The organism is Dickeya oryzae (genome assembly GCF_009372235.1).
GTDB lineage: Bacteria > Pseudomonadota > Gammaproteobacteria > Enterobacterales > Enterobacteriaceae > Dickeya > Dickeya oryzae.
In genome coordinates, this window is record NZ_ML762920.1 from 831,195 (window position 1) to 856,385 (window position 25,191).

The following is a 25,191-nucleotide window of genomic DNA, read 5'->3' on the forward strand; positions in this document are numbered from 1 at the left end:
CAAGATTATAACAGCAAGGGAATACACGATGACGATACCGTGCGACAGCCTGTGGCTGGGCGCTGATCTGGTCACCCTGCGTGGCGGCCGCTATCACGTGATTGAGGATGGAGCGCTGGCCGTCACCGCCGGGCGCATCGTCTGGCTGGGTGCGCGGCACACATTGCCCGACTTCGCGCCGTCGCAGGTCACCGATTTCGGTGGCGGCATCATTACACCCGGTTTGATCGACTGCCATACCCATCTGGTGTTTGGCGGTGATCGCAGCGGTGAATTCGAACAACGCCTCAATGGCGTCAGCTATGCCGATATCGCCGCTGCCGGCGGTGGCATCCTTTCTACCGTCAATGCCACCCGCGAAGCGAGACACGATAGCCTGCTCACCTCGGCACTGGCGCGTTTAAAGCCCTTACTGGCCGAAGGGGTGACGACGATTGAGATCAAATCCGGTTATGGGTTAGCGCTGGACAGTGAGCTGAAAATGCTGCGGGTGATCCGTGAACTGGGGCGGCAACAGCCGGTGCAGGTCGTCTCCACCTGTCTGGCCGCCCACGCCATTCCGCCGGAATTCAGGCAACAGCCAGAGGCGTGGATCGATCTGGTCTGCCAGGAACTGCTACCCACGGTCGTCGGCGAAGGACTGGCCGATGCCGTTGATGCCTTCTGCGAACACCTGGCGTTCAGCCCGGCGCAGGTCGAACGTGTGTTTCAGGCCGCTCAGGCGCTTCACCTGCCGGTGAAACTGCACGCCGAGCAACTGTCATCGCTACATGGCAGTGCGTTAGCCGCTCGCTTTCAGGCGCTCTCCGCCGATCATCTGGAATACGCCACCGAACAGGATGTCGCGGCGATGGCCGACGCGGGCACGACCGCGGTGCTGTTGCCCGGGGCCTATTACCTGCTACGCGAAACACAATGCCCGCCAATCGAACTGTTTCGCCGCTACGGTGTACCGATGGCTATCGCCAGCGACTGCAACCCTGGCACCTCGCCTGCGTTGTCACTGCGGCTGATGCTCAGCATGGCCTGCACCTTGTTCCGATTAACACCGGAAGAAGCACTGGCTGGCGTCACCTTACACGCGGCCCGCGCACTGGGGCTGGAACAGAGTCACGGCTCGCTGGAACCCGGTAAAGTGGCCGATTTTGTCCACTGGCCGCTGGCGCGTCCGGCAGAACTGGTTTACTGGTTGGGCGGTCAACTGCCCTGTACGACGATTTTTCGAGGAGAACACCGTCCATGACGCCATTTACCTTGACTGAGGGTGACAGCCCACTGTTGCTCAGCATCCCCCACGCCGGTACCGATCTTACGCCGGAAGTAGCGGACCGGCTTACGCCTGCCGCTCGCCCGTTATCAGATACCGACTGGCATATTCCGCAGTTGTACGATTTTGCCCACGGGCTCGGTGCCAGCGTACTGGCGGCTAACTACTCACGTTTTGTTATCGACCTGAACCGCCCGGCCGACGACCAGCCACTGTATACCACCGCCACCACCGGCCTGTTCCCCGATATTTTGTTCGATGGCACGCCAGCATTTGCTCCCGGTAATGCACCGTCTGACGCCGATCGTGCCCGCTATCTGCGCGATATCTGGCATCCTTATCACCAGCAAATCCAACAGCAACTGGCACGCATTAAACAGCGCCACGGCTACGCGTTGCTGTTCGATGCGCACTCCATTGCGTCGCGTATTCCACGCTTGTTTGATGGGCAATTGCCAGACCTGAACCTGGGTACCAACGGCGGCCTGAGCTGCGCACCGGCTATCGAGTCAGCGTTGCTGGAAACCTGCCACTCACAGCAGCGCTGGAGCTGGGTCATGAATGGTCGTTTCCGTGGCGGCTACATCACCCGGGCTTACGGCCAGCCAGCACAGCACCAACACGCGATGCAGCTGGAGCTGGCACAGTGTAACTACATGAGTGAACAGGCACCTTTCGCCTGGCAACCGGACAAGGCACAGGCATTACAGCCGATGCTGGAGCGCATCGTTCGCACCTTTATGGACGCGGCGGCCAGACAGTATCATCGCTGACCGCCGGTGTATTAACGCGGCAGGCCGATTCTTGTACTGGCGGTAGCGTTGTTATTATCAGCAACGACAAAGCGATCGACCGTTTCTTTCATGTCACTGGCCTGCCTGTCGAGCAACTGGCTGGCCGTGGCCGCTTCCGATACCAGCGCCGCATTCTGCTGGGTCACTTGCTCCAGTTGGTTCAATGCCAGATGCACCTGATCCACACCCAGCGACTGCTCCCGTGCCGCCGTGGCAATATCACTGACAAAATCACGCACCTGAGACGTACTGGCCATGATCTGTTTCATGGTTTCACTGCTGCGAGCAACCAGCGTCACACCGGCATGCACCTGCTCAATGCTGGCTGAGATCAAATCCCGGATACGTTGCGATTCCCCCGCACTACGCTGGGCCAGGTTGCGCACTTCCGTCGCTACCACGGCAAATCCACGCCCTTGCTCACCCGCTCTGGCCGCTTCTACCGACGCGTTCAGCGCCAGCAAGTTGGTCTGAAACGCGATGGCGTCTATAGCCGCCGTGATTTGCGACATCTGCTCACTGGACTGCCGGATTTGCGCCATCGCATCACTGGCCTGCATGGTGACAAGATCGGCGGCGCTGATCTGCGCTTCCATCGTCGTCATCAGACCGGACGCCTGACCGGCGTAATCCGCCGTCTGCTTCACCGCAATGGCTATCTGTTCCATGCTGCTGGCGGTTTCCACCAACGAGGCGGCCTGTTCATCCGTGCGCTGCGCCAAATCCTGATTACCCTGCGCAATGTCATTACTGGCGCTCTCCACCAATTGCGCCCCCTGCTTAATGGTGCTCACCACCATCTCGATGTTTTCCAACGACCGATTGTAGGCCTGATTCAATTGCGACAGCTCATCTTTACCCGGCACAGCCAAACGGCAGGTCAGATCGTTACCCATTTCATCAATGGTTTTCAGTGTGGAGGTCAACTGCTGGTACACGTTGCGCGCCACCAGCACCGCCAGTAATAGCGCCAACACCACGGCCGCCACCGCACCGCCAAGATAACCATAACCGCTTATCCGTGCCTGAGATTCCAGCCGGTTCGCCCAGTTCAGCAATTCAGCGGAAGCGGCGTCCTCCACCACTTTTAATCGATCGATACGTTGGGTTTGCTGGCTAAACCACTCGCTAGCATCAATACCAAATCCACCGGTGGTGGCTTTAGCGAAAGCGGTATCACGCATTTTCAGCGCGGTTTGTGCAGCCGCATCGCTTAACGAGCTCTGCAATTGCTGCCTGAGCGCAGGTTCAGCGAACTGATTAAACGCAGTGGTGTACGCATTCTCCATACCGACTAACTGGCTGAAGCGCTCGTATTGGCCCGGAGCAAAGTGATCCACGGCAAACACTTCGGACAATAACGCCCGCATGATGCCTGCCTGCTCTTTGATATTCAGCAGGTTGTAATACGCGGCGATGCGGCTAACCAACCCTCCTTCGGTAACCAGGTGGCTCATGTCGCCGACCAATGCGATAAGGTCGCTGATATTGGCGGTGTACCACCCGACAACTTGCGTGGTGGGGAGCGATAAACCATCAACCTGAGAACGCAGTGAGGACAATGTTTGCAAGCGCTCCTGCAGGCGGCTGAGTCGCTGTGCAATATCACCAGCCGAGTCAGATAACACCAGTGCAGACCGGCTTTCCCATAACGCTGCCAGTGCTTTATCCGTTTCACCGCGCTGCTCGCGTAACGGGCCGCCAAATTTCTGTCCTTTACTGCCAATGTAGCCTGAGCTCATGCCGCGCTCGCGTTGCAGAGCGTGTGCCGCATTGCCCGCTCGCTGCGCCAGTGTCAGTAACTGGGCAAACTGCACCATGTCCTGCTCAGTATGACGCCGATCCAGTACGCCGTTAGTGGCGAACCACAACAGTGCAATCAGTAATGGCGTCAGCGCCATCGCAAACTTGTAACGAATAGAAAGCGAGGATAATCGCAGCATAAATGTCCCCTGAATGGCCCTCAAAAAACACCAGAGATAATCAATCGACTGAAACTCGTCTCATCGTTATTGATTGTAGAAACTTTACTTACATTAAAGGGGATATATTTGACAAAAAAACAAAAAAATCAGTAATACCGAGTTCTTATCATTCCATTCCCTGCCACACCGCATCGAAAAACCCAACAACAGTTTAAAGTGATTAACACATCGTGGCGTTCGGCAGGCTAACACAGGGTAACCGCCCGTCACAGCGAGAAACGCCACCACTACTCCCTCCTGGGGCGAGAAACTACCCCTTATGAGGTAGTCGCATAACTGATTTTGTTACCCTGCGGTAACAGAATGCAGAGATAAATACCGTGCTATCACAATTAATCGACACACAACGCCTGACAGGCTGCAGCGCTTCTGCCAAAATAGGCGCATTCCCCCGTAGTGAAAATGATGGATTTTCTGTACATGGTTGCAAAAATTATTGATGGTAAAACGATTGCGCAGCAGGTGAAGGACGAAGTTGCCGTGCGCGTAAAACAACGACTGGCTGAAGGTAAACGCGCACCGGGGTTGGCCGTCGTGCTGGTAGGTGATAACCCTGCCTCGCAGATTTACGTCGCCAGCAAGCGCAAAGTGTGTGAGGAAGTGGGCTTTGTTTCCCGCTCCTACGACTTGCCTGCCACCACCACCGAACCGGAACTGCTGGCGCTGATCGACGAACTGAATGCTGATACCGCCATTGATGGCATTCTGGTGCAGTTACCGTTACCGGCTGGCATTGACAACACCAAGGTGATTGAACGGATTGCCGCCGACAAAGATGTGGATGGCTTCCACCCGTATAACGTCGGTCGGCTGTGCCAGCGCGCGCCGTTGCTGCGCCCTTGCACGCCACGCGGTATCGTCACGCTGCTGGAACGTTATGACATCAATATGTTCGGCCTGAACGCCGTGGTAGTCGGTGCGTCCAACATCGTCGGTCGTCCGATGAGCATGGAGCTGCTGCTGGCGGGATGTACCACCACCGTCACCCACCGTTTTACCAAAGATTTACGTCACCACGTTGAACACGCTGATCTGCTGGTCGTCGCAGTAGGTAAACCGGGCTTTATTCCGGGCGAGTGGATCAAACCGGGCGCTATCGTTATTGATGTCGGCATTAACCGACTGGAAAATGGCAAAGTCGTGGGCGATGTGAAGTATGATGAAGCTGCTGAGCGCGCTGCGTATATCACCCCGGTACCGGGTGGTGTCGGGCCGATGACCGTTGCCACGCTCATCCAGAACACCTTGCAGGCTTGCGAGGAATACCACGACACTCCGGCACAGGCATAACCCCCATGAACGTATTCCATCTGGATAAACACCCGCACGTAGAGCTGTGCGATTTGCTGAAACTACAAGGCTGGAGTGAAAGCGGTGCCGCCGCCAAGCTGGCGATAGCCGCCGGTGAAGTGACCGTCGATGGTCAGACCGAAACCCGCAAACGCTGCAAAATCGTTGCCGGTCAGGTGGTTCAGTTTGGCAAAGAGTCGGTGACCGTGCAGGCCTAATCGCCCGTTTTCATGTTCACCAGAAACCGTAAAGGCCCGCAAGTCGGGCCTTTACTTTAGCTATATACTGTACGCTGTCGCGATTATTTACGCTGCCAGGATTATTTACGCCGCCAAATTATTTACGCCGCCAAATAGTGCCTTGCGGGCCGTCTTCCAGCACGATACCCATTTCCGTCAGCCGATTACGCGCCGCATCTGCCAGCGCCCAATCTTTAGACTGACGAGCATCGTTACGCTGTTTGATCAGCGCTTCGATCTCTTGTACTTCACTGTCATCCGCCTGCGCACTGCTTTGCAGGAATAATTCCGGGTCGTGTTCCAGTAAGCCCAGCACACCGGCCAACTGGCGCAGCGCTGACGCCAGACCATTGGCTGCCGCGACATCATCTGCTTTCAGACGATTGACCTCGCGGGCCATATCGAACAACACCGAATAGGCTTCTGGCGTGTTGAAGTCGTCGTCCATCGCGTCACGGAAACGGTGCTCGAACGCCTCGCCACCTGCCGCAGGTACCGACGCATCGGTGCCACGCAGTGCCGTGTACAGGCGCTCCAGCGACGCACGCGCCTGCTTTAGGTTTTCTTCCGTGTAGTTCAACTGACTACGGTAATGGCCAGAAATCAAGAAATAACGAATAGTTTCAGCATCATAGTGAGACAACACATCACGAACGGTAAAGAAATTATTCAGCGACTTGGACATTTTCTCCCGGTCTACCATGACCATGCCGGAGTGCATCCAGTAATTGACATAATCGCCACCGTGCGCGCAGGTAGACTGGGCAATCTCGTTTTCATGGTGCGGGAACATCAGATCAGAGCCACCGCCATGAATGTCGAAATGCTCACCCAGTTGCTTGCAGTTCATCGCCGAACACTCAATATGCCAGCCGGGACGACCATTGCCCCACGGCGACGGCCAGCTTGGCTCGCCCACCTTGGACATTTTCCACAACACGAAATCCATCGGGTTGCGTTTCACTTCGGTGATTTCCACCCGCGCACCGGCCTTGAGCTGCTCCAGATCCTGGCGGGACAACACGCCATAGCCCGGTGCGGTATCCACGGAAAACATCACGTCGCCGTTATCCGCCACGTAGGCATGACGACGAGCGATCAATTTTTCAACCAGCTCAATGATTTCCGCGATGTAATGCGTCGCACGAGGCTCTTCATCCGGGGAGAGGATGTTCAGCGCACGAAAATCGGTATGCATCTCGTCGATCATACGGTTGGTGAGTTGCTCAATGGTTTCACCATTTTCCGTCGCTCGCCGAATAATTTTGTCGTCAATATCGGTGATATTGCGAACATATTTAACGTCATACCCCAGATAACGCAGGTAACGCGCCACCACGTCAAACGCCACGAAAGTACGCCCATGACCGATGTGACACAGGTCGTAAACGGTTATCCCGCACACATACATGCCAACTTTGCCAGCGTGGATGGGTTTGAATTCCTCTTTTTGACGACTCAGGGTATTAAAAATCTTTAGCATCAGGGCATTCCATGGTGTTCGCAGGAGATGTACATCGTTGTCTGCGGTACGCGTAATAAAGTCAGTTTTTATCCGGTTTTCGGACGTAGCTGCGTATTGAAACCTGAACCCTGCCCTATTGCAAGCGGGCGTACCTAATATTCATCCTTCCCCGCCATTTCACATTTTGTTCAGGCTAAAACGCATAAACCCGGCGATATCGCCGGGTTTATCAACCATCACGTGCAACCAAATTGGCCCGCGATAGAACGCTTAACGCCAGCGCGGGTTACTCATCACGGAATATTTACCGCTGCCCAGCAGCGCAATCGCGATACCGGCAAAGAAGTAAACCGCAACGCCTTCGGCTCCCCAGGCACCGGTTTTTTCCAGCATGAACAGTGCTTCTGGTTCCGCCAGCAGCAAGGCAACAACCATCGTGAAAGAAAAAATAAGCGCAGCAGGACGTGTAAAAATGCCGAGGATCATCAGGATCGGCGTCACCACTTCCCCCATAAACACACCGTAGGCGATAAAGCCCGGCAGGCCGTGGTCCGCCAGCATTCCTTGAATGGGACCGACACCTCCGATCAGCTTATGAACGCCGTGGAACAGCATCAAAATACTGAATGACAGTCGCAGAACCAGCTTGCCGAAATCCGGGTTGTCTAATAGCTGATTAATCCGGTCTACCATGATTTACCTACCTGTATGATTATTGAGTGAGCAACGTGTTAACGAGAGTGACTATCAACTACAACAAGAATATGTTTAGAAAGTAAAAAAACATATCGAAATGATACTAATCATTGATTTAGCGCAAGAAAAATATATTTCAAATTAATTCACATAATTTTACTTATATTAATGAATTTATTTGAAATAAAATTCATTGCACATGGTTCATTGTGCCGCCCACCACGCCCTGTGCTGACTCAGCCATTCACTTATGTTATAAGAGCGCTCTTGGCGGCTTGGCGCCTCGGTGAATATCTCTCATTATTCTGTGTATTATGGCTAAGTAAGGTTCATCTATGATTACGTTTCATACCAACCACGGCGATATCGTCATCAATACCTTCCCGGAAAAAGCACCGGTTACCGTGGAAAACTTCCTGAACTACTGCCGCAGCGGTTTCTACAACAACACGATTTTTCACCGTGTGATCAACGGTTTCATGATCCAGGGTGGTGGTTTCGAACCCGGCATGAGCCAGAAAAGTACCAATGCGCCGATCAAAAACGAAGCAAGCAACGGTCTGGCCAACAATCGTGGCACGCTGGCCATGGCCCGTACCAACGATCCGCATTCAGCAACCGCACAGTTCTTTATTAACGTCGTAGACAACGACTTCCTGAACTTCAAATCTGAAACTGTGAATGGCTGGGGTTACTGCGTATTTGCTGAAGTGGCAGAAGGCATGGATGTGGTTGACAAGATCAAAGCCGTCTCTACCGGCCGCAGCGGTATGCATCAGGACGTACCGAAAGAAGACGTGATCGTCACCAGCGTAACCGTTAGCGAGTAACGCCCGCGGTATGTCGACGCTGTTTATTAGCGATCTGCATCTTAGCGAACAGGAACCGGCGATCACCGTCGGTTTTCTGCGTTTTCTGCAAGAAGAAGCCCCCAACGCCGACGCACTCTACATTCTGGGCGATCTGTTCGACGCCTGGATTGGCGATGACGACCCTGCCCCGTTGCACAAGACCGTCGCACAGGCGCTAAAGTCACTGACAGACAGCGGCGTGCCTTGCTATTTCGCACACGGCAACCGCGACTTTCTACTCGGCAGTCGTTTCGCCCACCAGAGCGGTCTGCAATTGCTCGCCACCGAAACCGTTCTTGACCTCTATGGCCGACGCACCCTGTTATTGCACGGCGATACCCTGTGTACCGACGATCACGCCTACCAAAATTTTCGCCGCAAAGTGCATAACCCGCTTATCCAGCGGCTTTTCCTGTGGTTGCCCCTGTCTTTTCGCCTGCGCATCGCGGCACGTATGCGCGCGGCCAGCCAGCGAGCCAACCAGCATAAACCCATGACGATCATGGACGTCAATACGGAAGAAGTGATTAACCGCCTGCACAACCATCACGCCACCCTGATGATCCACGGGCATACACACCGCCCGGCTATCCACGTTATCGATCAAAGCAGTGTAAAGGCTGAACGCGCGGTATTGGGTGCCTGGCATCAGGAAGGATCGTGGCTCCAGGTAACGCCGGATGACGTTCGTCTGAACTCGTTTCCATTGTAACGCCCCGTTTACACTGATTTTCCCTATTAACGGCCCATTTCATCGCCACGCAACCGTTTTCCTCCCTTCTGGCTCATGGTATGCTCTACGCCCTCGCGGCCTGTGGCTCCGGTTTCAGGTCGCTGTTGCATCGTGCCATGACCGTATCATGTTCACTGTCATTGCACGTCATCAACATGAATCACCACCGCCATGCAAACCACAGGAGCATTACAGGCATGTCATCCAACGCTGCCCCGGCGAAAATCGCTATTGTCATGGGTTCAAAGAGTGACTGGGCTACCATGCAGTTTGCTGCAGAGATCCTCACCACACTGAATCTGCCTTATCACGTTGAAGTGGTCTCCGCGCACCGCACGCCAGACAAACTGTTCAGCTTCGCCGAACAGGCGGACCAGAATGGCTTTGACGTTATTATCGCTGGCGCGGGCGGCGCTGCTCACCTGCCGGGGATGCTGGCAGCCAAAACGCTGGTGCCAGTGCTGGGTGTTCCGGTTCAGAGCGCGGCACTAAGCGGTGTAGACAGTCTTTACTCTATTGTGCAGATGCCGCGCGGCATTCCTGTCGGCACTCTGGCTATCGGCAAAGCGGGCGCGGCCAACGCAGCCCTGCTGGCAGCACAGATTCTGGCGCGTCACGATAGCGCACTGGCAACCCGTCTGGCGGCCTGGCGTCAGGCGCAAACCGACGAGGTATTGAACCATCCGGATCCGAGGGAAGAGGCATGAAACCGGTTTGCGTACTGGGCAACGGCCAGTTAGGCCGTATGCTGCGTCAGGCTGGCGAGCCGCTTGGCATCGCTGTCTATCCTGTCGGGTTGGATGCAGAGCCGGAATCCGTTCCGGTGCAACACAGTGTTATCACCGCTGAAATCGAACGATGGCCGGAAACGGCGCTGACCCGCCAACTGGCGCAGCACGCCGCCTTCGTTAACCGCGATATTTTCCCGCGGCTGGCAGATCGTTACACCCAAAAGCAACTGCTGGATGAGCTGAGTCTGGCCACTGCGCCCTGGCAACTGCTGGCTTCAGCGCAAGAATGGCCGACTGTCTTCGCCTCATTGGGCGAACTGGCGATTGTTAAACGCCGCGTCGGTGGCTATGACGGCCGTGGTCAATGGCGTATCCGCAGCGGCGAAGAGCACAGCCTGCCGGATGAATGCTACGGTGAGTGTATTGTCGAACAAGGTATCGCCTTTTCTGGCGAAGTCTCGCTGGTTGGCGCTCGCAGCGCGACAGGTGAATGCGTATTTTACCCACTGACCCACAATCTTCACGAAGACGGTATTTTGCGTACCAGTGTCGCGCTGCCGACCCCGCAGCCCCACCTGCAGCAGCAGGCGGAACAGATGCTGTCAACTATCATGCATCGTCTCGGTTACGTGGGCGTGATGGCCATGGAGTGTTTTGTGGTAGGCGATCGCCTGCTGATCAACGAGCTAGCCCCACGGGTGCATAATAGCGGCCACTGGACGCAAAACGGCGCGTCCATCAGCCAGTTCGAACTGCATCTGCGCGCGATCCTCGCGTTGCCACTCCCGGCTCCGGTGGTTGCCAGCCCAGCGGTGATGGTTAATCTGATCGGCACTGATGTGAATATCGACTGGCTGGCGTTGCCGCTGGTACATCTGCACTGGTATGAAAAAGAGGTACGTCCGGGTCGCAAAGTCGGACACCTGAACCTCTCTCATCCCGATAATGCGCTGTTGAGCCGGACACTACAGGCATTAGCGCCCTTGCTGCCGGAGGCTTATCACTCCGGACTGGCGTGGGCACAACAACGGTTAGTCGGTTAAGCCCATATACGTATTACGGGTCAGAGGTACATGCGGGTCAGCCATGACCCGCTGATACCCCTCGTTTATGCTTTACGTTGCAGGCAGGTTAAATGCTCTGCGACTCGAATGATTCAGGGCGTATCATCGCCCGGTACGATTTTTACGTGACATTATGATGATTGGGTTTATTATCTTCAGCGCGAATAAAATAAATACCTTGTGTCGGCTATTTATTTCACTCACGGACTTCCTGAATAAGAGATATTTCCACTTTGTTATTCACCAATTCAAACCAATTAACGCATCAAAAAAGATACCTCCCAAAATAAATTACTTAACGCATCAATCCTGATATTTTATTTTTGAATAATTGGGGTTAAAATAATTGATCTTTATTCATTTGTGTGATCGCCTCACTATTATTTCATACTGGTCAGGATATAGAATGCGGCCACAATAAAAGGTTACCCCGATTCACATGATGTCTCGTGTGACACCTGCGAATTACCCCTGTATTGGCCTGTAGCCGGTACGGCATTTTTTTATACTCTGTGTTCACCAAGGAGAAACTCGCATGAGCACAATTCAAGACAGCAGTCAGGTACTGGAGAAAGCTTCAGGCTGGCGTAAAAGCGATACCGTCTGGATGCTGGGCCTGTACGGCACGGCCATCGGTGCGGGCGTGCTGTTTTTGCCCATCAATGCCGGTATTGGCGGATTGATTCCGTTGATTATCATGGCAATTATTGCTTTTCCGATGACCTATTTTTCTCACCACGCATTATGCCGCTTTGTATTATCCGGTAAAAAAGGTGGTGAAGATATTACCGAAGTCGTAGAAGAACATTTTGGTACCGGCGCGGGAAAATTAATCACCCTGCTTTATTTCTTCGCTATTTATCCAATCCTGCTGGTTTATAGCGTCGCCATTACCAATACGGTTGATAGCTTTATTACTCACCAGTTGCATTTACCGTCTCCGCCACGAGCAATTCTGTCTCTGATATTGATTCTGGGACTGATGTTTATCGTCCGCTTCGGCGAAGCCATGATCGTGAAAGCGATGAGCGTGCTGGTTTATCCGTTTGTCGCCGTATTAATGATGCTGGCACTGTATTTAGTTCCGCACTGGAACACGGCTGTTTTCCATAATATTTCTCTGACCAACAGCACCACAGGTAATGGCCTGCTGGCAACACTGTGGCTGGCGATTCCGGTCATGGTGTTTTCTTTCAACCACTCACCGATTATTTCCTCTTTTGCGGTAGCCAAACGCCGTGAATATGGTGATAACGCCGAGAGAAAATGCGCCCGTATCCTGGCTTGCAGCCACATCATGATGGTGCTGACCGTAATGTTCTTCGTATTCAGTTGCGTACTGGCACTCTCGCCGTCCGACCTGATGGAAGCGAAAGCACAGAACATTTCGATCCTGTCCTATCTGGCTAACCACTTTAATAACCCGGTTATGGGCTATCTGGCACCGGTTATCGCCACTATCGCCATTTCCAAATCGTTCCTGGGCCACTACCTGGGTGCAGGCGAAGGCCTGAACGGCATGATGACAAAAATGCTGCGCAGCCGCGGTAAGACAGTTTCAACCGCCAAACTGAACCGCATCACTGCACTGTTCATGCTGGTCACCACCTGGCTGGTCGCCACACTGAACCCGAGCATTCTGGGTATGATTGAAACCATGGGTGGCCCGGTTATCGCCTGCCTGCTGTTCCTGATGCCGATGTATGCTATCCGCAAAGTACCGGCTATGCGTCAGTACAGCGGCGCGCTGAGCAACGTGTTCGTCACCCTGCTGGGCCTGATCGCCATCACCGCCATTGTTTACACCCTGTTCGAGTAATTCCTCTGTCCCTCCCGACGCAGGCGGTGCTGCTACCTGCGTCAGCTGAAAGGAACCCCCTATGGTCAGCGTATTTGATATTTTCAAAATTGGTATCGGCCCTTCCAGTTCGCATACCGTTGGCCCGATGAAAGCTGGCAACATGTTCACCGACGATCTGGTCAACCTGTCTCTGATTTCATCGGTTGACGCCATTATCGTTGATGTTTATGGCTCGCTGGCTCTGACCGGCAAGGGCCACCACACCGATATCGCCATCATCATGGGACTGGCGGGCAATCTGCCAGACAGCGTGGATATCGACGCGATCCCGGCTTTTATTCAACAAGTACAGCACAGCGGTCGTCTGCCATTGCTCAATGGGCGCTATGAGGTCAACTTCCCGCTGGACAGCGCACTGCGCTTCCAACCGGAAAACCTGCCGCTGCATGAAAACGGCATGACAATCCGTGCGCTCGATGCCAGCAAAAATGTGCTGTACAGCAAAACCTATTACTCGATCGGCGGCGGTTTTGTCGTCGATCAGGAGCACTTCGGCCAGCCAATGACACAGGAAGAACGCGCACCCTGGCCGTTCTATTCCGCCCGACAACTGCTTCAACATTGTCACGATAATTGCCTGTCGCTGTCAGCGGTCGTGATGAAAAACGAAATTGCCACGCATGGCCGCGATACGCTGGAAACCTATTTCGCCAGCGTCTGGCAAACCATGCAAAACGCCATTCATCGCGGTATGAATACCGAGGGCGTACTTCCTGGCCCACTGCGCGTGCCACGTCGTGCTTCGGCGTTACACCGTTTATTATTCACCAACGGGCGTTTTTCCAATGACCCGATGGATGCCATGGATTGGGTCAACATGTTCGCAATGGCGGTATCGGAAGAGAACGCCGCGGGTGGTCGGGTAGTCACGGCACCGACCAATGGTGCTTGCGGCATTATTCCTGCGGTGTTGGCCTACTACGACCGCTTCATTCAGCCGGTAACACCGGACACGTACCTGCGCTATTTCCTGGCTGCCGGGGCCATCGGCATTCTGTTTAAAATGAATGCATCGATTTCCGGCGCGGAAGTCGGTTGTCAGGGTGAGGTGGGTGTTGCCTGTTCGATGGCGGCAGCCGGGCTGGCTGAGCTGCTGGGTGCCAACCCGGAGCAGGTGTGCATCGCGGCGGAAATCGGTATGGAACACAATCTTGGACTGACCTGTGACCCGGTTGCTGGCCAGGTTCAGGTACCTTGCATCGAGCGTAACGCCATTGCGTCCGTTAAAGCGATCAACGCTGCCCGTATGGCGATTCGTCGCTCCAGCGAGCCCCGTGTTTCGCTGGATAAAGTGATTGAAACCATGTACGAAACCGGCAAAGACATGAACGCCAAATACCGCGAGACATCCCGCGGTGGCCTGGCGATTAAAGTGGTGCAATGTGAATAAACGCGAGGTGCGCCTGAGTGCGCACCTCGTTAACAATTGATCTCATAACCAATTGATCTCATAAACAATTAGCATCACTAGCAACAACCTTTACTCACACCAGTCGCCAACAGCAGTTCCCGCAACATAACGTGCGGATACTCCCAGGGAACAATAACCCACCGGGCTGATGCCACTCCATCAGCCCGGTGTATTTTTAGTCATGCTATATGTTGAGTGACGCGGTATTTTCAATCACTGCGTAGACGAGTATCACGGATGTTGGGCATCGCGCACGTTAAGCGCCACGCCCACCGAGTAACGGTATGCTATCAGGACGGTTTTTTCTCGTTGTCCGGCCAGGACCAGATCAGGTTGTTTTCTGCGGCGGACACATACCAGTCAAGCGCACTGGCGACCGGTTTCGGCATGGATTCCGCTGCTGCGACAGGAGCGGGTGTATCAGTGTTTTTCTTGCGAATACGCAGCGGCGCACGAGACTGCCCGCCATTTAAGCGCGCATTGAAGTTCTCCACTTCGGTATCAAACAGCACACCTTCCAGTTGATGCAGACGGTTCAACCCACGCAGGATCGCCAGCAGGCTGCTCAGGGTAATGGACTCCCCCATCTCCGCCCGTTTGATGGTCGCGATACCAAGCCCGGCGCGTTCAGCCAGATCCACCTGTGATAACCGCTGCTGAATACGTGCGTCTTTTATACGTCGACACAGCTCGGTGATGATGTCACCTTCGCTCATGGTACTGAATCTCATAATGCCTACCGTCATACGCGTGAATGAAAAACACCGCTATTTTATCACCGCCGGGATAAATCACACGGATAATTAATGACGCACATCAATTATTTTGATCCAACACATAAAATACCACTCAACACGCCCGTTTTATTCTGTACAGATACGTTATTTCTGCCTAATCAGGCGAGCAGATTAAACCAACAGGCAGCGCGTGCGCTGCCTGCGAAAGACACTTACTGAATATTAATCGATGTGCTCAGGGTACGATTTGGGAAATTGATCGATGTAGACTGATAGCGGAATACTACCGACGACATATTGTCTGCATTGAAATACGCCATCCAACCCGAAACAATGGAGCCCGCCGGGCAGCTCTCGGTGTAACTACCATTTACAACGCAAACAGCGTTAACCTGGTACGGGCTGGTTTGCCCACCGTTCAGCCAACCGATGCGGTTACCGCCATACCCCTTTTCCAACACGGCAATACGCAGCGTTCCGCCGGCATAGCCCAACAACGAGAAGGTATTGGTCGGCACCGCCTGCCAGCGGCCTTTCAGCGAAGAATACACTGCGTAAACCCGCACCGAACTCAACGCCGGAGCCGGTGCGCGCAACGCTTTGTGGCCGGAAGAGGACACATCCTGTTCTGAACCGGCCGACAGCGGATGATCGACAAATGGAGAGTCGAGCGCGGTAATCACGGTTTGCACCGGTTCATCAGAGGTTTGAGCATAAACTGGCGATATTGCCGCCATGACCATACCCAGCGTAAAACCTATTTTTATAGACATTCTCATCCTGAGTGGTTCCATTAAATACGCAGCCGATTGCTGCGAAAAACATATTAATCCAACACAACAAAAACTCTCCAGTAAAAAACAGAAATAACCTTCAACCATCACATAATAAATAAAAATAAACACTGATATAAATGAAATGAAAATAGCAACGCCGACTAAAAAATCAATCTTAATTTATTAGCATTGAAATATTCAAAATAGGTTTTTCTTTGGTTTGTTTTATTATTAAATAATATCTGGCTGCAAATAAATCACACCCAACACGTTGCTAATCGTGCGCGCCCCGCGTCAAGGTTCGCGGGGCACCCGATTAACCGAAACGACCGGTAATATAGTCTTCAGTACGGCGCTCGGCCGGCGCGGTAAACAGCGAGTCGGTTTCGCTGTACTCGATCAGGCGGCCATGATGAATAAACGCCGTGTAATCAGAGACCCTCGCTGCTTGCTGCATGTTATGCGTCACCAGCACCAGCGTGAAACGGCGCTTGAGCGCACCAATCAGTTCTTCGATCACCAATGTCGAGATAGGATCGAGCGCCGATGTCGGCTCATCCAGCAATAGTACTTCCGGTTCGATGGCGATAGCACGGGCGATCACCAGCCGCTGTTGCTGACCACTGGACAGCGTGAGTGCATTGTCGCCGAGCCGGTCTTTCACCTCATGCCATAATGCCGCTGCCCGCAAGGCGCTTTCCACCGACTCATCCAACAGACGTCGGTCTTTTACCCCCTGCAAGCGCAGGCCGTAAATCACGTTTTCATAGATGGATTTAGGAAAGGGATTCGGCCGCTGAAAGACCATGCCGACCCGACGACGCAATGTCGAGACATCCAGCGACGGATCGTTGATGCACATGCCCTGCAAACGGATGTCGCCGTCGATACGGCAGTTATCCATTAAATCGTTCATACGGTTAAAACAGCGCAGCAAGGTAGATTTGCCGCAACCTGACGGCCCAATCAGCGCCGTCACACGGTTTTTCGGAATACGCAAAGAAATATCACACAGCGCTTGTTTATCGCCGTAATACAAATTCAGCCCGTCGACCGACAGCGCGGTTTGTTCATCGGTTAACCGGTGGACGTCCATCACGGGGAGTCGCTCCAGTGGTTTAGACATACCCATCACTATTCTCCCGCCACTTAGAGTGACATCGCTCGGTATTTTTCACGCAACACATGGCGAATGCCAATTGCCGCCAGATTCAACGCCACCACAATCAACACCAGCAGTAACGCGGTGGTATACACCAATGGGCGAGCCGCTTCCACATCCGGGCTCTGAAACGCCAGATCATAAATCTGGAATCCCAGGTGCATAAATTTCCGCTCCAGATGCAAATAGGGAAAGAGACTGTCCACCGGCAGTACGGGTACCGATTTTACCACCCCGACTAGCATCAGCGGCGCGGTTTCCCCTGCGGCTCGCGCCACCGCCAGAATCAGCCCGGTCATCATCGCCGGTACCGCCATCGGCAGTACCACACGCCACAGGGTTTCCGCCCTGGTCGCTCCCAGCGCCAGCGAGCCATGACGCACCGATAACGGAATGCGTGACAGCCCCTCTTCCGTGGACACAATCACCACCGGCAACGTTAGCAGCGCCAGCGTCAGCGACGCCCACAGCAACCCCGGTGTACCGAAGGTCGGGTTCGGCAGTGACTCAGCGTAAAACAGACGATCCAACGTACCGCCCACCAAATAAACAAAAAAGCCCAGCCCAAACACACCGTAGACGATGGATGGCACCCCGGCCAGATTCGCCACGGCCACCCGCACCCAGCGGGTCAGGCTGGTGTTATCCGCGTATTCATGCAGATAAACCGCCGCAACCACCCCTAGCGGCATCACAATCACCGACATCAGAATCACCAACAGCACCGTGCCGAAAATCGCCGGAAACAGCTGTCCGGGGCTACTGTCGTCAGGTTCAAACCGGGTTAACAGGCTCCCTATTACCTGCAACGTCTGGTGCGCCTTTTCACTGAAGGTCATCGCATTGGGGTACCACGCCCGCTCAATCATTTTGATCGGGATGGTATGCACTTGCCCCTGCGCATCGCGTAGCAATACCGCCGTGCGGTTGATATCGGCATTAAACGCCAGCAGTTGTTGATTAAGCGCACTGAAATGACGCTCCAACGCGGTTCGCTCAGCCCCCAGGCGTGCCTGTGCCTGCTCATTCAGGCGGTTTTCCCGCCGCAGTTTTTCTTCCTGCAACCGTAATGCGTCAAACTGCTGGTTCACCCGGCTCATCTCACCCAGGCGCAGCGTCTGAGCGTGCGTCATCAATTGGTGCACTTGCACAATCCGCTGCTGTAGCGTTGATGTCAGGTTGTCGGACACCAATGGCTGCCCGTCTTCCGTCATACCATCGAGATAACCATACGCCATACCGTTGGTGGTGCGGCGCACCGCCAGCACATCAGCAGGCTGGCTGGCGTGGGTCACCGAGGTGGACAGCAATGTCTGAAAACTCTGACCGTAAGACTCGCGCCACCCGGTTTTAAGCAGATAGCGCGTTGCACCTGATGCGGGTGCATTGATGGCCCCGGCATCCACCAGTTGCTGGTGGGTCAGCGGTTGTTCATCATAGCGCTCGCCGAGCAACTGAAGTGGAGTGCCCTGCGCATCGTGCAGGCTAAACGACCACACCGGTTGCGGCCACAGGTAGCGCGCACTCTGCCCGACCAGCAGCGCGAATACCGCAACAATGGCAATCAGGCTGAACGTAATCGCAGATGCCGTGAGCCATACCCAGGGGGTTCCGGTGCGAAACCAACGCATCATGACAGTTCTCCCTCGTCGCGGTAGCGGCGACGTAAACGCTGACGAATGATCTCCGCCAGCGAATTCACCACAAAGGTAAAGAGAAACAGCACCAACGCGGCTAAAAACAGCACCCGATAGTGCGCACTGGACATTGCCGCTTCCGGCATTTCAATCGCGATATTCGCCGCCAGCGATCGCAACCCCTGAAACAAGCTGTTGTCCATCACCGGCGAATTACCGGTCGCCATCAGCACGATCATGGTTTCTCCCACCGCACGGCCAAAACTCAGCATCAGGGCAGCAAAAATGCCGGAACTGGCTGATGGCAGTACCACCCGCCACAAGGTTTGCCACGCGGTGGCCCCCAGAGCCAGCGACCCCTGACTCAGGCGAGCCGGTACGCTGAACAACGCATCCTCCGCCAGCGAAAAGATCAGCGGGATCAAGGCAAACCCCAGCGCGACACCCGCGACCAGCGTATTGCGCTGGCTGAAATGATCCCCCATCCATTGCCACAGTGGTTGCCCCAGTAGGCGCGAATCGAGCCACGGCCCCAACCAGCACGCCAGCGCGAGCATCAGCAACATCGCCGGGATCAACAGCAAGGCATCCCACCCGGCCGATACGCCGCGTCGCCAGCGGGCGGGCAACCGTTCGAGCAACCACCCACTCCCCAACACCGCCACAGCCCATAGCAACGGCAACAACAGGATGGCGGTCAGGTACGTCGCCATACGGGGGGCCAGCCACAACGCGGCAATCAGCCCAATCACCACCGTCGGCAACGCGCCCATGATTTCCATAGCAGGTTTGATCCAACGCCGTAGCGTCGGTGTCATGAAACAGGCGGTATAAATCGCTGCCGCCAGCGCCAGTGGCGCGGCGAACAACATGGCATAAAGCGCCGCCTTGAACGTGCCGCTCAGTAACGGGACCAGACTGAATTTAGCCTGATAACTGTCGTCGGCAGCGGTCGGTTGCCAGACATAATCCGGTTCCGGATAGTTTTCATACCAGAGCTTTTGCCACAGCCCTCGCCAGCCAATATCGGGATACGGATTATCGAGTTGGTACGGTCGCCAGTCCGTGTCCGTTTCCAGCAACAGTGCTCGCCCACGCGGGGAAAACGCCGCGATTCGGGCCTGTGGTGCCAGTAACGCGCTCATCAGCTCACCGGATTGCTTACTGGCAAACAACGAGAAATGCCCTTGCGGGTCAAGCGTGGCAAAAACACGACGGCGCGGCTCAACTATCAGATTCAGTTGCCGTCCATCGGTAGGGAAAATACGAATTTCACTCAAATGAGGCCCGGTTGCCGTCGGGGTATCGAACCATTGACTGACGCGCCCATCAGCGGATTTGATCAGCAACGAATGTCCGCCAGCCAGCAACGATAACGACAGTGGTGCTGTTCCCGGTAAGGTGACCGTTTCACGGGCGGTAAGCACTTGTTCACGCAGTTGCCATACCGTCAGGCGGTTGCCACTCAAGGCATAGAGCTGCTGACCATCCGGCGATAACAGTAGTTGTTGCACAGGTTCGTCGGGTTGAACCTGCGACACCGGTTGCAGGTCCGCGAGCGTCAACATGTCGACTGGCGGGGTATTGAGCGATAGCGCATAAAACTGCAAACGGTTCTCTGCGTCAATCAACGCCATCAACAACATATCGTCTGACTCAGCAATCGCCAGTTGCCGCAGCGGTTGAGTCGCCCCCGCCAGGCGAAGCGAATGCGCACCCAGCGGGTATCGCCACTGCGGTATACCGGCACTGGACAACGGTAAGTCAGGACGAAGCACTCTCAGTGCCCCGTCAGCCTGCCCCAGCACCAGTAGTGGACGCTCACCGGTACTCATCGCCGACACGGTAACCGACGACGCCACTGACACACTGGTATTGACCTGCCCGCTCGCAAGATCGATAAACTCGCCGTTTCCGGCCGCATCAACCCGAAAAGCCCAGCGGCCACTATCATTAATGCCAAGCGCCAGCGTCGGGTCATGGCTATCGACAGTCACAGGCTCCAACGGGCGAATTGACGCGGACGAAAATAGCGGGACCACCACATACAGCAGATAAAGAAAGATCGTCAGTAACGCCAGCAGTACCAGCCATCCGCTGCCCACCACAATCCGGCGTGTCAGCCGGTCGATGAGCGCCCGCTGCCTGTCCCGATACGCTAAATTGCCTGAGTCTGCCATCTGTCGCCGTTGTTCCTGCTGTGTCGAAAATCTGACCATCTTCTTGCATTGAGAAGAGGAAATGAAATATCCCGTCGCAGACGGGGTAACATATGTTGCCTTTACACCTGTAATATGACAATGGTAAGTCGATACGCGCATTCGCTTTTATCGTCATTTGCGCGCCATAATGAACGTGGATAGTAGCTGCACTTAAGTAAAAATAGTGTAACGGAGCGACAATGAGTCAGGACAAACTCTACATAGAAAAAGAGTTGAGTTGGTTATCCTTTAATGAACGTGTGTTGCAGGAAGCCTCGGACAAAACCAATCCACTGATTGAACGGATGCGATTCCTGGGTATCTATTCCAGCAATCTGGACGAGTTCTACAAAGTTCGTTTTGCTGACCTGAAGCGCCGCATCCTGATCAATGAAGAACAAGGCTTCGATGGCGAACTGCGCCAATTACTCGGCAAAATCCAGGCCCGGGTACTGAAAACCGACCAACAGTTTGACAATCTGTATAACGAGTTGCTGCTGGAGATGGCCCGTAACCAGATCTTTTTGGTTAACGAGCGTCAGGTCTCTTCCAATCAGCAAATCTGGCTGCGCGAGTATTTTCGACAGAACCTGCGTCCACACATCACGCCGATTTTGATTCTGCCGGAAACCAATCTGGTCGAATTCCTGAAAGACGATTACACCTATCTGGCAGTAGAAATCATTCGCGGCGAAAAAACTGATTATGCGTTGCTGGAAATCCCGTCTGACAAGGTGCCCCGCTTTGTCGACCTGCCGCCAGAAGCGCCGCATCGTCGCAAGACCATGATTCTCATCGACAACATCCTGCGTTACTGTCTGGATGATATTTTCCGCGGCTTTTTCGATTTCGACGCGTTAAACGCCTACTCCATGAAAATGACCCGTGATGCCGAATACGATCTGGTCACGGAAATGGAATCAAGCCTGCTGGAATTGATGTCCTCCAGCCTCAAACAGCGCCTGACCGCCAAACCGGTACGGTTCGTCTACCAACGTGATATGCCAGATGCGATGGTGGAATGTCTGCTGCATAAACTGGGGATCTCCTCTTACGATTCGGTGATCCCTGGCGGGCGTTATCACAACTTTAAAGATTTTATCGGCTTTCCAAATATCGGCCGCGCCAATCTGGTCAACAAAGCGCTGCCACGTCTGCGCCATCACTGGTTCAGCCAGTTCCGCAACGGGTTTGATGCCATTCGTCACCGCGATGTTCTGCTCTACTACCCGTACCACACCTTTGAGCATGTGCTGGAGTTACTGCGCCAGGCGTCTTTCGACCCAAGCGTACTCTCGATTCGCATCAATATTTACCGTGTGGCGAAAGACTCGCGCATCATCAATTCCATGATCCACGCCGCCCACAATGGGAAGAAAGTCACGGTGGTGGTGGAATTGCAGGCACGCTTTGATGAAGAAGCCAATATTCACTGGGCCAAACGGCTGACAGAAGCGGGCGTTCACGTTATTTTCTCCGTGCCGGGGCTTAAGATCCACGCCAAGTTGTTCCTTATATCCCGTAAAGAAGGGGATAACATCGTGCGTTATGCGCACATCGGTACCGGTAACTTCAACGAGAAAACCGCTCGCCTGTATACCGACTATTCGTTGCTGACCGCCGATGAGCGCATCACCAACGAAGTGCGCCGGGTGTTCAATTTCATTGAAAACCCATACCGCCCGGTCAGTTTCCACCATCTGCTGGTGTCGCCGCAAAATTCCCGTGACCGTCTGTATCAGATGATCGATCAGGAAATAGCCAACGCACAGGCCGGTCTGGAAGCGAAAATCACGTTGAAAGTCAATAATCTGGTGGATAAGGGGCTGGTGGACAGGCTGTATGCCGCCTCCGGCGCTGGCGTAAAAATCAACCTGCTGGTTCGTGGCATGTGCTCACTGATTCCAGAACTTCCCGGGATCAGCGATAATATTCGGGTTATTAGTCTCCTTGACCGCTACCTGGAACACGATCGCGTCTATGTGTTCCATAACGGTGGCGACCACAAGGTATTCCTGTCATCTGCTGACTGGATGACTCGTAATATTGATTACCGTATCGAAGTCGCGGTGGAAGTGCTAGACGACAGGCTGAAGGAACGGGTGCTGAACATACTGGATATCTTGTTCAGCGATACGGTAAAAGCCCGTGTGGTAGACAAGGAGCTAAGCAATCGCTATGTCACCCGCGGTAACAGGCGCAAAGTGCGCGCCCAGAATGCCATCTATGACTATATCAAGGCGCTCGAGCAACCCGGAGAACAGGCCTGATCCAATGCCTTTAATGAACCACACTACCGAACAACCTCAGGAATTCGCGGCTATCGACCTGGGCTCCAACAGTTTCCATATGGTGATAGCCCGTGTCGTCAATGGCGCTTTGCAGGTACTGAGCCGCCTGAAGCAACGCGTACACCTGGCCGACGGGCTGGACAGCCAAAACCAGCTTAGCGAGGAGTCCATCCAGCGCGGGCTAAGCTGTCTGGCGCTGTTTGCCGAACGGCTACAGGGTTTTCCCGCCACTAACGTGTCGATTGTCGGTACCCATGCGCTACGCCAGGCGGTCAACGCGCAGGATTTTCTGCGGCGCGCCGCTAAAATCATCCCCTACCCAATTGAAATTATTGCCGGTAATGAAGAAGCACGTCTGATCTTCATGGGGGTAGAACACACCCAACCGGAAAAAGGCCGCAAGCTGGTTATCGATATCGGCGGTGGCTCTACCGAGCTGGTCATCGGCGAGGACTTCGAACCGATGCTGGTGGAAAGTCGTCGTATGGGGTGCGTCAGTTTCGCCCAACAATTTTTCCCTAACGGAGAAATCAGCGAAGCCAACTTCAAGCGAGCCCGGCTCGCCGCAGCCCAGAAGCTGGAAACGCTGGCGTGGGAATACCGTATCTATGGCTGGGATTACGCCCTTGGCGCGTCCGGCACCATCAAAGCCACCTGTGAAATTCTGGTGGCGATGGGAGAAAAAGACGGTCTTATCACCCCAGAACGCCTGGAAATGCTGCGTGAGCAGATCCTGCAGTTTAAAAACTTCCGGGCACTCAGCCTGCCCGGCCTGACTGAGGATCGTCAAACCGTGCTGGTGCCGGGCTTCGCGATTCTGTGTGGTGTGTTTGACGCGCTCGCCATCAGGGAATTGCGTTTGTCAGACGGTGCCTTACGCGAAGGGGTTCTCTATGAAATGGAGGGCCGTTTCCGCCATCAGGATATCCGTATTCGCACCGCGCAGAGCCTCGCCAGCCACTACAACATTGACCGGGAACAGGCAAAGCGTGTGCGGGAAACCGCCGAGCAGCTTTATACGCAATGGGCACAGCAGAACCCATCACTGGTACACCCACAACTGGGAGCACTGCTGAAATGGTCGGCGATGCTGCATGAGGTTGGCCTCGGTATTAATCACAGTGGTATGCACCGCCATTCTGCCTATATTTTGCAAAACACCAATCTGCCCGGTTTCAATCAGGAACAGCAGCAACTGCTGGCGCTGATGGTACGGTTGCATCGCAAAGCAGTGAAGCTGGAAGAATTGCCACGCTTTAATCTGTTCAAGAAGAAGCACTATCTGCCGATGGTGCAACTGTTGCGTCTGGCTACGTTGTTAAACAACCAGCGTCAGGCGACCACCACGCCGAAAACGCTACGCCTTATTGCCAGCGAAACCGCATGGACGCTGATCTTCCCACAAGGGTTCTTCAACCAGAACACGCTGGTTCAGCTTGATCTGGAACGAGAACAACAGTACTGGGACGACGTTAGCGGCTGGAAACTGTACATCGAAGAAGAACCGGTCTAATGGTTTTTCAGGCCGGCAACCGCTGTGTTGTCCGGCCTGACATGATCAAATCCGCTTTTTCTGTGATAATGTTCGCATTATTGCCGCCAATCGCACATCTGACACCTATTTTACCGCGCTTTTTATCTCACTCACGTTGACCGTATCGCCAGCTTGTGCCTAAATAAAATACAGCGAATGTTCGCTATAACGTGGAAACCGAAAATCAATGACAACACTAACCCATAAACGACGCATTGCCCTTCGTCAGCGACGACGATCCGGTACGCGCATCGCTCGTACTATACTTATGATTAGTTTTATTATTCTGCTTGGTCGCTTTGCCTATTCCGCTGTTGGCGCCTTTTTCCACCACCAGAACATACAGCAACAACGTGTCACACAGCCTGTTGCCCCTACAGCCACCTCAACAGCCGTGACACCTCAACGCGAATAGCATCTATACTGATACCGTTGATGCCTGATGTATTACTCATGAAATTGCGCC

The 25,191-nt window shown here is 54.2% G+C and carries 20 protein-coding genes; 12 read left to right on the top strand and 8 right to left on the bottom strand.

Going from position 1 to position 25,191, the window contains the following annotated elements:
* The first annotated feature begins 28 nt into the window (after window positions 1-28).
* Window positions 29-1,243, top strand: a complete 1,215-nt coding sequence (gene hutI / locus FAZ14_RS03640) for an imidazolonepropionase (protein ID WP_153508042.1) — start codon at window positions 29-31, stop codon at window positions 1,241-1,243.
* Complete coding sequence (gene hutG / locus FAZ14_RS03645; RefSeq protein WP_038925274.1) at window positions 1,240-2,040, top strand: N-formylglutamate deformylase; 801 nt, start codon at window positions 1,240-1,242, stop codon at window positions 2,038-2,040. The genes hutI and hutG overlap by 4 nt, the downstream gene beginning before the upstream one ends.
* An 11-nt stretch (window positions 2,041-2,051) precedes the next feature.
* Here hutG and FAZ14_RS03650 read toward each other — a convergent pair whose 3' ends face one another.
* The gene (locus FAZ14_RS03650) at window positions 2,052-4,004 is read right to left on the bottom strand and encodes a methyl-accepting chemotaxis protein (protein WP_153508043.1); all 1,953 of its coding nucleotides are present in this window, start codon (window positions 4,002-4,004) and stop codon (window positions 2,052-2,054) included.
* Between the two features lie 462 nt (window positions 4,005-4,466).
* Here FAZ14_RS03650 and folD point away from each other — a divergent pair, with 462 nt between their 5' ends.
* Entirely contained in the window at window positions 4,467-5,336 is an 870-nt protein-coding gene (gene folD / locus FAZ14_RS03655; RefSeq protein WP_020477073.1) for a bifunctional methylenetetrahydrofolate dehydrogenase/methenyltetrahydrofolate cyclohydrolase FolD, read from the top strand.
* A gap of 5 nt (window positions 5,337-5,341) precedes the next feature.
* Complete coding sequence (ybcJ, locus tag FAZ14_RS03660; RefSeq protein ID WP_038908659.1) at window positions 5,342-5,554, top strand: ribosome-associated protein YbcJ; 213 nt, start codon at window positions 5,342-5,344, stop codon at window positions 5,552-5,554.
* Between the two features lie 118 nt (window positions 5,555-5,672).
* Here ybcJ and cysS read toward each other — a convergent pair whose 3' ends face one another.
* Window positions 5,673-7,058, bottom strand: a complete 1,386-nt coding sequence (gene cysS, locus FAZ14_RS03665; RefSeq protein ID WP_016943362.1) for a cysteine--tRNA ligase — start codon at window positions 7,056-7,058, stop codon at window positions 5,673-5,675.
* Between the two features lie 252 nt (window positions 7,059-7,310).
* Entirely contained in the window at window positions 7,311-7,733 is a 423-nt protein-coding gene (locus tag FAZ14_RS03670) for a DoxX family protein (protein WP_016943361.1), read from the bottom strand.
* Between the two features lie 338 nt (window positions 7,734-8,071).
* Here FAZ14_RS03670 and ppiB point away from each other — a divergent pair, with 338 nt between their 5' ends.
* The 6 genes from ppiB to FAZ14_RS03700 all read left to right on the top strand — a co-directional run bounded on the left by ppiB (window position 8,072) and on the right by FAZ14_RS03700 (window position 14,366).
* Window positions 8,072-8,566, top strand: a complete 495-nt coding sequence (gene ppiB, locus FAZ14_RS03675) for a peptidylprolyl isomerase B (RefSeq protein WP_016943360.1) — start codon at window positions 8,072-8,074, stop codon at window positions 8,564-8,566.
* A 10-nt stretch (window positions 8,567-8,576) separates the two neighbouring features.
* The gene (gene lpxH / locus FAZ14_RS03680; protein ID WP_016943359.1) at window positions 8,577-9,299 is read left to right on the top strand and encodes a UDP-2,3-diacylglucosamine diphosphatase; all 723 of its coding nucleotides are present in this window, start codon (window positions 8,577-8,579) and stop codon (window positions 9,297-9,299) included.
* A gap of 218 nt (window positions 9,300-9,517) precedes the next feature.
* Window positions 9,518-10,027, top strand: coding sequence for a 5-(carboxyamino)imidazole ribonucleotide mutase (purE, locus tag FAZ14_RS03685; RefSeq protein ID WP_016943358.1), 510 nt, complete (start codon window positions 9,518-9,520; stop codon window positions 10,025-10,027).
* The gene (gene purK / locus FAZ14_RS03690; RefSeq protein ID WP_016943357.1) at window positions 10,024-11,094 is read left to right on the top strand and encodes a 5-(carboxyamino)imidazole ribonucleotide synthase; all 1,071 of its coding nucleotides are present in this window, start codon (window positions 10,024-10,026) and stop codon (window positions 11,092-11,094) included. Before purE ends, purK begins: the two co-directional genes overlap by 4 nt.
* Window positions 11,095-11,650: 556 nt before the next feature.
* Window positions 11,651-12,934 carry an HAAAP family serine/threonine permease gene (locus FAZ14_RS03695; RefSeq protein ID WP_153508044.1) on the top strand — a complete coding sequence of 428 codons (1,284 nt, stop codon included), beginning with the start codon at window positions 11,651-11,653 and terminating at the stop codon, window positions 12,932-12,934.
* 61 nt (window positions 12,935-12,995) lie between these two features.
* Window positions 12,996-14,366 carry an L-serine ammonia-lyase gene (locus FAZ14_RS03700; RefSeq protein WP_016943355.1) on the top strand — a complete coding sequence of 457 codons (1,371 nt, stop codon included), beginning with the start codon at window positions 12,996-12,998 and terminating at the stop codon, window positions 14,364-14,366.
* A 311-nt stretch (window positions 14,367-14,677) separates the two neighbouring features.
* Here the strand turns inward: FAZ14_RS03700 and FAZ14_RS03705 are convergent, their stop codons facing one another.
* The 5 genes from FAZ14_RS03705 to FAZ14_RS03725 all read right to left on the bottom strand — a co-directional run bounded on the left by FAZ14_RS03705 (window position 14,678) and on the right by FAZ14_RS03725 (window position 20,879).
* Entirely contained in the window at window positions 14,678-15,118 is a 441-nt protein-coding gene (locus FAZ14_RS03705) for a helix-turn-helix domain-containing protein (RefSeq protein ID WP_016943354.1), read from the bottom strand.
* A 218-nt stretch (window positions 15,119-15,336) separates the two neighbouring features.
* On the bottom strand, window positions 15,337-15,897 hold the full coding sequence (locus FAZ14_RS03710) for a YolA family protein (protein WP_016943353.1): 561 nt from the start codon (window positions 15,895-15,897) through the stop codon (window positions 15,337-15,339).
* Between the two features lie 319 nt (window positions 15,898-16,216).
* A complete protein-coding gene (pstB, locus tag FAZ14_RS03715) occupies window positions 16,217-17,032 on the bottom strand; it encodes a phosphate ABC transporter ATP-binding protein PstB (protein WP_020477072.1) in 816 nt (271 codons plus the stop codon).
* Between the two features lie 17 nt (window positions 17,033-17,049).
* Entirely contained in the window at window positions 17,050-18,696 is a 1,647-nt protein-coding gene (gene pstA, locus FAZ14_RS03720) for a phosphate ABC transporter permease PstA (protein ID WP_016943351.1), read from the bottom strand.
* On the bottom strand, window positions 18,693-20,879 hold the full coding sequence (locus FAZ14_RS03725) for an ABC transporter permease subunit (RefSeq protein WP_016943350.1): 2,187 nt from the start codon (window positions 20,877-20,879) through the stop codon (window positions 18,693-18,695). The genes pstA and FAZ14_RS03725 overlap by 4 nt, the downstream gene beginning before the upstream one ends.
* 221 nt (window positions 20,880-21,100) lie before the next feature.
* Between FAZ14_RS03725 and ppk1 the strand changes: the two genes are divergently transcribed.
* Together ppk1 and ppx are read left to right on the top strand one after the other, a co-directional pair.
* Complete coding sequence (ppk1, locus tag FAZ14_RS03730; RefSeq protein WP_016943349.1) at window positions 21,101-23,170, top strand: polyphosphate kinase 1; 2,070 nt, start codon at window positions 21,101-21,103, stop codon at window positions 23,168-23,170.
* 4 nt (window positions 23,171-23,174) lie between these two features.
* Window positions 23,175-24,704 (top strand): exopolyphosphatase, encoded by a 1,530-nt coding sequence (ppx, locus tag FAZ14_RS03735; protein ID WP_016943348.1) that lies wholly within the window; start codon window positions 23,175-23,177, stop codon window positions 24,702-24,704.
* The last annotated feature ends 487 nt before the right edge of the window (window positions 24,705-25,191 follow it).